1 pseudogene is annotated in these 1,032 nt (G+C 65.0%); it reads right to left on the bottom strand.

Annotated features, from left to right (window positions below):
* Nucleotides 1-980, bottom strand: a pseudogene (locus D1J51_RS17690) (IS3 family transposase); the annotation flags it as partial.
* Between the last annotated feature and the right edge of the window lie 52 nt (nt 981-1,032).

Genomic DNA, 1,032 nt, shown 5'->3' on the forward strand with positions numbered 1-1,032 from the left:
TTGAGACCCCGCATCGCTATGCGCCCGGAGCTGCTCCGGCAAGATCGGGCGCCCTTGCCGGGCGCGTTCCCAGAGCGCCATCCTGAGGGGGATCATCACGAGATCGACGTGCTTCGTGGTCTGCGCATGCCAGGCCACGATGCGCTGCGAGTAGACGTCAACGATGAACGCGACGTACACCCAGCCCGCCCAGCTCCTGACGTAGGTGAAGTCCATCACCCAGGTGTGATCGGGGCGGGGCGCGGTGAAATCACGATCCAGCAGGTCAGCGGCCCGGATGCCGTTCTTCGACTGGATCGTGGTGCGCACCCCTTTCGCCCGTCTCGCGCCCTCGAGGCCGAGGAGCCGCATCGCCCGGTCGACGGCACCCCATGATGCGTCAGGGAGCTTGATGCGGCGAACCAGCGCGGTCATTTTCCGGCGGCCGTAGAGCCCTTCCGGGGTCATCTTCCGCTTCCGCGTACCGTCAGGCAGGGTGACCGTCGCCCAGACGAGGTCACGGACCGCGTCAACGACCCTCGCATCGGTGATCGTGCGGGCCGAGACCCGGCCCTTCTTCCAGGCCCGGTAGGTGCGCGCGGCGATCTGGACGCCCTGCTCTTGCAGGACGCGCAGAATCGACTCGACCGTGTGCCCCTCGGCCCGGAGCGTGTCGATGAACGCGAGCATCAACGGTTGCGGGGGTCGAGTTCCCCCGCGAAGAAAGTCGTCGCAGCGCGAAGGATCGCGACATCCTCACGCAGACGCTTATTCTCGGCCTTCAACCGTTTGATGTCAGCGAGCTCGTCACTGGTCTGACCCTCAGCATCACCGGCATCGATATCGGCCTGATACACCCACCGGCGCAGGGTCTCTTTCCCGACACCTTCCTGGCGGGCGACCGCCTGGATCGCTTGCGCGGTCGACGGGTACTCGCTGCGATGCTCACGCACCAACCTGATCGCACGCTCCTTGCGCACGGGATCCATTTTCTTTGGCATGATGCCATCCTCTCAACTCGAAAAGATGCGGCACCAAACCCCCAGCGATTCA

Source organism: Leucobacter sp. wl10, from assembly GCF_003569785.1.
In the GTDB taxonomy this organism is placed as follows: Bacteria; Actinomycetota; Actinomycetes; order Actinomycetales; family Microbacteriaceae; genus Leucobacter.